This window comes from Candidatus Phytoplasma stylosanthis (assembly GCF_032886435.1).
In the GTDB taxonomy this organism is placed as follows: domain Bacteria; phylum Bacillota_I; class Bacilli_A; order Acholeplasmatales; family Acholeplasmataceae; genus Phytoplasma; species Phytoplasma stylosanthis.
Genome location: NZ_JAUZJP010000017.1, coordinates 1 through 6,379, shown reverse-complemented (window position 1 = coordinate 6,379; position 6,379 = coordinate 1). Strand labels below are relative to the sequence as shown.

The 6,379-nt window shown below is 22.0% G+C and carries 8 protein-coding genes, 1 tRNA gene and 1 pseudogene; all 10 read left to right on the top strand.

Annotated features, from left to right (window positions below; genetic code table 11):
- Nucleotides 1-371, top strand: a pseudogene (locus Q8777_RS02165) (acetate kinase); the annotation flags it as partial.
- Nucleotides 372-572: 201 nt separating this feature from the next.
- Nucleotides 573-659: transfer RNA gene (locus Q8777_RS02160), tRNA-Ser, on the top strand.
- 130 nt (nt 660-789) lie between these two features.
- Complete coding sequence (locus tag Q8777_RS02155) at nt 790-1,656, top strand: thymidylate synthase (RefSeq protein WP_318676058.1); 867 nt, start codon at nt 790-792, stop codon at nt 1,654-1,656.
- Nucleotides 1,653-2,132 (top strand): dihydrofolate reductase, encoded by a 480-nt coding sequence (locus tag Q8777_RS02150; RefSeq protein WP_318676059.1) that lies wholly within the window; start codon nt 1,653-1,655, stop codon nt 2,130-2,132. Before Q8777_RS02155 ends, Q8777_RS02150 begins: the two co-directional genes overlap by 4 nt.
- A 193-nt stretch (nt 2,133-2,325) precedes the next feature.
- A complete protein-coding gene (locus tag Q8777_RS02145) occupies nt 2,326-2,883 on the top strand; it encodes a lysophospholipid acyltransferase family protein (RefSeq protein ID WP_318749459.1) in 558 nt (185 codons plus the stop codon).
- Between the two features lie 156 nt (nt 2,884-3,039).
- Nucleotides 3,040-4,386 carry a pyruvate kinase gene (pyk, locus tag Q8777_RS02140; RefSeq protein ID WP_318676061.1) on the top strand — a complete coding sequence of 449 codons (1,347 nt, stop codon included), beginning with the start codon at nt 3,040-3,042 and terminating at the stop codon, nt 4,384-4,386.
- 259 nt (nt 4,387-4,645) lie between these two features.
- On the top strand, nt 4,646-4,894 hold the full coding sequence (rpsP, locus tag Q8777_RS02135) for a 30S ribosomal protein S16 (RefSeq protein ID WP_318676062.1): 249 nt from the start codon (nt 4,646-4,648) through the stop codon (nt 4,892-4,894).
- An 11-nt stretch (nt 4,895-4,905) separates the two neighbouring features.
- Entirely contained in the window at nt 4,906-5,625 is a 720-nt protein-coding gene (gene trmD / locus Q8777_RS02130) for a tRNA (guanosine(37)-N1)-methyltransferase TrmD (RefSeq protein ID WP_318749458.1), read from the top strand.
- Nucleotides 5,626-5,699: 74 nt separating this feature from the next.
- The gene (gene rplS, locus Q8777_RS02125) at nt 5,700-6,059 is read left to right on the top strand and encodes a 50S ribosomal protein L19 (RefSeq protein WP_318676064.1); all 360 of its coding nucleotides are present in this window, start codon (nt 5,700-5,702) and stop codon (nt 6,057-6,059) included.
- Nucleotides 6,060-6,100: 41 nt separating this feature from the next.
- The gene (locus Q8777_RS02120; protein WP_318749457.1) at nt 6,101-6,268 is read left to right on the top strand and encodes a hypothetical protein; all 168 of its coding nucleotides are present in this window, start codon (nt 6,101-6,103) and stop codon (nt 6,266-6,268) included.
- The last annotated feature ends 111 nt before the right edge of the window (nt 6,269-6,379 follow it).

Below are 6,379 nucleotides of genomic sequence, written 5' to 3'. Positions count from 1 at the left end.
CTAATGATTGTCGTGTTTTAGAAAAGATGTTGAGTCAAAAAGATAAAAGAACTATTTTAGCTTTTAATGTTCAAGTGAAAAGAATAGTTGATTATATAGCTAGCTATTATGTATTGTTAAAAGGGATAGATGTTTTAATTTTTACAGCAGGGATTGGAGAAAATTCATCTTTTTTACGTAAAGAAATAGTTAAACAATTAGATATTTTGAATATTTTTTTAGATTTGAAATTAAACGAAGAAACTAAAGGAGTAGAAAGAATTATATCTAGAGAAAATTCTTCTGTTCAGATTGTTGTTATACCAACAAATGAAGAATTAAAGATTGCTCAAGATGTTTTTAAATTTAAAAAAATCAAAAATAATAAATAAAATAAATAAATATTTAAAAAAATGAATTTACAGTTCTATTTTTTAATTTTTTATTTAATTTGTTAAAATAGTTTTTATTATAATTAATAGAAAATAAAAATTTAAAAATATATATTTTTAAATTTTAATACTTTTATAATATTTGTATGTTTATTATATTTTCAATATTATAAAAGTATTTTCATTTTTTGGAAATAAAAAGGAGAAATACTCAAGTGGCTAAAGAGGCACGCTTGGAAAGCGTGTAGATCGTAAGATGCAAGGGTTCGAATCCCTTTTTCTCCGCCAATAAATTTTTTTCTTTATAAAATAAAAATTTTTTATTTCTTTTTCAAAATTTTTATTTTATAAATTCATTTTTTTATTAAACTTTTTCTAAATAAAATAAAACAGCTTTTCGAGGAGTAAAAATATTTTTATGCGTCAATATTTGGATTTATGTCTTCTAATATTAAAAGAAAATTTATTAAAAGAAAATAGAACCAAAGAGTTAACTAAATCTATATTCGGCCATCAAATGCGTTTTAATTTAGAAGAAGGGTTTCCTTTATTGACAACAAAAAAAATTAATTTTAAAGCTGTTGTTTATGAATTATTATGGTTTATTAAAGGTGATACTAATATTCAATTTTTAGTTAAAAATAATGTTCATATTTGGAATGAATGGCCTTATGAAAACTATCGTCTATCTAAATATTTTAAAGGAGAAAGTTTATTAGAGTTTATTGACAAAATTAAAAAAGATAATGCATTTGCCGAAAAACATGGTCAATTAGGGCCTATTTATGGAAAACAATGGCGTGATTTTTATGGTGTTGATCAGTTAAATAAAGTTATTCAAGAAATAAAAAATAATCCTTCATCTAGACGTTTAATTATTTCTGCTTGGAATCCGCCTTTAATAGAGAAAATGGTTTTGCCTCCTTGTCATACTTTAATGCAATTTTATGTAAAAAAAGATAAAATTTCTTTACAATTATTTCAAAGAAGCGGAGATGTATTTTTAGGTATTCCTTTTAATATCGCTTCATATTCATTATTATTGATGATGGTATCTCAAGTAACAAATTTAAAACCTTATGAATTTATTCATACTTTAGGTGATGCACATATTTATGAAAATCATTTTGAACAAGTGAAAATTCAAATAAAACGTGATCCTTATCCTTTACCACAATTAATTTTAAATCCTAATGTTAAAAAAATAGAAGATTTTGTTTTTTTAGATATTAATTTAAAAAATTATATTTCTCATGGTTTTTTAAAAGGTGATGTGGCTATATGATTACTTTAATTGTTGCTTTAGATTCGAATTTTTTAATTGGAAAAGAAAATAAATTACCATGGCATTATCCTCAAGATCTTTTATTTTTTAAAAAAAAAATTTTTAATAAAAATGTTTTAATGGGAAAAAATACTTTTTATTCTTTGAAAAGTTATTACAAAAAGAAAACTTTACCTTTTCAAAAAATTTATGTTGCTAGTCGTTCACTTATTAATTTTGAGAATGTTTTTTGGGTTCAAGATTTAAATTTTTTTTTAGAAGAAAATAGAAAAAAAAAAGAAGAAGAAATTATAGTTATCGGCGGAAGCCAAATTTATAATCAATCTTTGGATTATGCTCACAAAATGTATATTACTCATATTTTAAGAAGATATCAAGGTGATTCTTTTTTTCCTTTTTTTGATTATACAAAATATTTCATTGAATCAAAACAAATTAAAGATGAATTAATTTTTGTAACTTATGTAAAAAAATAAAAACTAGGAATATTTAAAAATGATCTTTTTTATTCTATTTATTCTTTTTTTTATTCTTTTTAATGTTTTAACTTTTTATTTTATATTAAGCTTTATTGCTCTTTTATACATGAAATTTTTAGTTTTTATTTTATTTTTATTTATTAATATATTTTTTTCTTGGATTTTAGTTTTATTTTTTTTCTTTTGGATTATGTTTTTTTTTCGAAATTTAGAGGTTGTTCATCCCTTAAGACTTTTTATTATTTCTAGTATGTCAAGATTAATCATTATTTTTTTTCGAATTAAAATTATTATCCACAATAAAGAATTAATACCAATTCATAATAATTTAGTGATTTACTCTAATCATAAAACTAATTTTGATCCTTTCATTATTGCTTCTTTTTTTCCACGCAATATTTCTTTTACTCCTAAAAATGAATTATATTTTGGTAAAATGGGATGGTTTTTATCTCCTTTATTTCATTTTTCTAAATGTATTTTAATCCAAAGAAATAATAATAGAGAAACAATAAAAAATATTTTAAAAGGTATAGAAAATATAAAAAAAAAATTAGCGGTTGTTGTTTTTTATGAAGGGGGAATTAAAAATATAAATAGCGATAAAATTATAAATTCTTTAGATGGTTCTTTTAAAATTGCTCTTAAAAGCCATTCTGACATTCTTCCTATTTCATTAAAAGGAATTGTTAATATTAGAGGCAAGTGTTGGTTTCGTAAAAAAAAAAATAGAAGTTTTTATCCATGAATCTTTAACATTTGAAAAAATTAAAAATAATAGCACAAGAGAAATTAATCTACAAGTTACTAATGTTATTAATTCAGTCTTGTAATAAAAATAAATATAATAAAGTTAATGTTTTTTATATTTTTTAATTAAAATTTTAGGAAAGTTATTTAAAATATGAATAGAATAAAATTAATATCAACTTTAGGACCAGCTTGTTACGACAAAGAAGTTTTAAAACAATTGGTTCAAAATGGATTATCTGTAGCTCGTTTTAATTTTTCTCATGCTGATTATCAAAATAGCCAAAAAATTTTACAAATTATTAAAGAAATAAATAAAGAAAATAATTTTTATTTATCAACTCTTCTTGATACTAAAGGTCCTGAAATAAGAACTCATGATTTTGATGGAATAGTTGAAATAAAAAAAAATTCTGAAATTAGAATAGCTTTTGAAGAAGTTTTAGGCAATAAAGATAAATTTTCATTAAGTTATTATGATTTATACGATAATTTACAAAAAGGTGATTTGATTTTTATTGATGATGGTTATTTAACTTTAGAAATTATTCTAAAAGATGAAAAAAATAGAGAATTAATTGCTAAAGCACAAAATACTCATTTTGTTAAATCACGTCGCGGGGTTAATGTTCCAAATATTAAATTAAATATTCCTTATATTTCTGAAAAAGACAAAAATGATATCATTTTTGCATGTGAAAAAAAATATGATTTCTTAGCTCTTTCCTTTGTTCGCAAAGCACAAGATTTATTAGATGTTAGAAAAATTTTAGATTCTCAAAAAAATAGTAGTATTAAAATAATTTCTAAAATTGAAAATCAAGAAGGTTTAGATAATTTAGATGAAATTATTGAATTATCTGATGGTGTTATGATTGCTCGTGGAGATTTAGGAATCGAAATTGATGAAGAATTAGTTCCTTATTATCAAAAAGAAATTATTCAAAAATGTTTAAAAGCTGGTAAATACGTTATTGTTGCTACTCAAATGTTAGAATCTATGCAAAAAAATCCTAGACCAACAAAAGCAGAAATTAGTGATGTTTATAATGCTGTTTTAGAAGGTGCTTCAGCGACAATGTTATCGGGTGAAACAGCTTCCGGATTGTATCCAATAAAAGCAGTTTCAACAATGTTTGCAATTCAAAAAGAAGCTGAAAAACATCTTAATTATGATTGTTTTTCTAGCATTTATAAACCTATAAATAAAGAAGAAATTTTATCTTTTGGAATTGCGCAAATGTGTTTAAAAATGGATATTGATGCTATTGTTGTAGATGATAAAAAATATTCTATTTCTTTATCAAAATTTAGACCTAAGTCATTAATTTTTGTTAAAGTTGAAAATATTTCTGAAGCTACTTCTTTAGAATTAAATTATGCCAATATTCCTTTTTTTAATAATGAAGAATTAGAAATTAAATTGAATATTTTAAAAAAAGAATCAAATAAGGAATTATTTTTATTAAAAATAGAAAATAATTGTTTAAAATTTGAATAAATAAAATAGTAAAAATAAATTTTTATTTTTCTGAATAAATTATATTATAATATATGTAGTTTGAATTTTATTTATGATGATAAATTTTTAATAATAAAAACATTTTCACTTAATCATCTCTCAAAAATCAAAAAAAATATTTTTTTTGATTTTTGTATTTTTTTTATAAAAAATATTTTTATTATTAGTGATTTAAAAAAAATTTTAAAAAAATATATTTTATAATAAAAAAAATTTAAGAAAGTGAGTTTTTAAATAAATGTCAATTAGAATGCGTTTACAACGATTTGGTAATCACAAAAGACCTTTTTATCGAATAGTTGCTGCAGATTCTCGTAGCAAAAGAGATGGTAAATTTTTAGAAATTTTAGGAACTTATGAACCTTTTTCTAATTTAATAAATATAAAGTTGGAAAAAATAGAAAAGTGGTTTTCTGCTGGAATTCAACCGACAAAAACTGTTAAAAGTTTATTAAAAAAACATAAAAATAAATCTAAATTAGTTTAATTTATTGATTAATGAAATTTGATATTATAACTATTTTTCCTCATTTTTTTGATAATTTTATTAATAATTCTATTACCAAGAGAGCTTTAGATAAAAATAAAATTCAAATTAATTTACATGATTTAAGAAAATATAGTCAAAATAAACATCATCAAATTGATGATACTCCTTATGGAGGAGGAACGGGTATGTTGCTTTCTTTTCCTCCTTTTTATGAATGTTTAAAACAAATTAAAAAAAATAATTATACAAAGGTTATTTTATTAACTCCTCAAGGTAATTTATTAAATCAAAAAAAAGTTATTGAATATTCTGAAAAATATCATCATTTAATTATTTTATGTGGTAATTATGAAGGTGTAGATGAAAGAATTTTACAGTACATCGACGAAGAGGTTTCAATAGGAGATTATATTTTGACTGGTGGAGAGATAGCTGCAATGATTTTAGTTAATTCAATAACAAGAATTCTTCCTGGAGTAATTAAAAAAGAATCTTATATTCAAGATTCACATCAAAATGGATTATTAAAATATTCTCAATATACTAAACCTCAAAATTATAAAAATCATAAAGTTCCTTCTGTTTTATTGTCTGGTGATCATCAAAAAATAATAAAATGGAGAAAGAAAGATAGTTTGAGAAATACTTTTTTAAAAAGACCAGAATTATTAAATAAGATTAAATTAGATCCAGAATCTGAAAAGTTATTAAAAGAAATAAAAAATTAAAAAAATTAAAAAAAATATTTTTTTGTTTTTTAAAATAAAAATAATAAAAGAAATAAATAAAAGGAAAATTTTATATGGATTTAAAAGGACAACAATTGATTGATTCAATTAATATAAAAAAATTAAGAACTGTTTCTGATTTTAAAGTAGGGGATTTTGTTAAGGTTTTTACTAAAATTGAAGACGGAAACAAAAAAAGAATTCAAATTTTTGAAGGATTAGTTATAAGTCGAAAAGGTAGTCTTATTTCAGAAACTTTTACTGTAAGAAAAGTTTATTCCGGAGTAGGAGTGGAACGTACTTTTCCTATTCATTCACCTTCTTATGAAAAGGTAGAAGTTATTAGGCGTGGTATAGTTAAAAGAGCTAAACTTTATTATGTTAGAAATTTATCAAATAAAGCTATTAGAATTAAAGAAAACAAAATAAAATAATTTCATTTCAAAAATTATAAAATAGAGAGTGTTGTTTTTTTGTGTTTTTATTCGAAGAATTAAAATTTCGTAATTTAATAAAAGATTATAGTGATAAAAAAAAATTAAAAAAATTGTTAAATCAAGATAAAATTTTTTTTTATTGCGGTTTTGATTCTACTGCGGGATCTTTAACAATAGGACATTTAGTCCATGTTGCACACCTTTAGGTGTTTGGACTACAGGTCCAAAAACTTTACGTTTCGCCAGTGAGTCTAATTCATTTTGCATGGCTTCTTTCCATTTTGGCCAATCATCCCTCCGTCGACATTCTTCGACGG

What these genes read in the sequence shown, in the direction of transcription:
- Q8777_RS02155 (WP_318676058.1), top strand. Translation starts at nt 790, where the DNA reads ATGCGTCAATATTTGGATTTATGTCTTCTAATATTAAAAGAAAATTTA.
- Q8777_RS02150 (WP_318676059.1), top strand. Translation starts at nt 1,653, where the DNA reads ATGATTACTTTAATTGTTGCTTTAGATTCGAATTTTTTAATTGGAAAA.
- Q8777_RS02145 (WP_318749459.1), top strand. Translation starts at nt 2,326, where the DNA reads ATGTTTTTTTTTCGAAATTTAGAGGTTGTTCATCCCTTAAGACTTTTT.
- pyk (WP_318676061.1), top strand. Translation starts at nt 3,040, where the DNA reads ATGAATAGAATAAAATTAATATCAACTTTAGGACCAGCTTGTTACGAC.
- rpsP (WP_318676062.1), top strand. Translation starts at nt 4,646, where the DNA reads ATGTCAATTAGAATGCGTTTACAACGATTTGGTAATCACAAAAGACCT.
- trmD (WP_318749458.1), top strand. Translation starts at nt 4,906, where the DNA reads ATGAAATTTGATATTATAACTATTTTTCCTCATTTTTTTGATAATTTT.
- rplS (WP_318676064.1), top strand. Translation starts at nt 5,700, where the DNA reads ATGGATTTAAAAGGACAACAATTGATTGATTCAATTAATATAAAAAAA.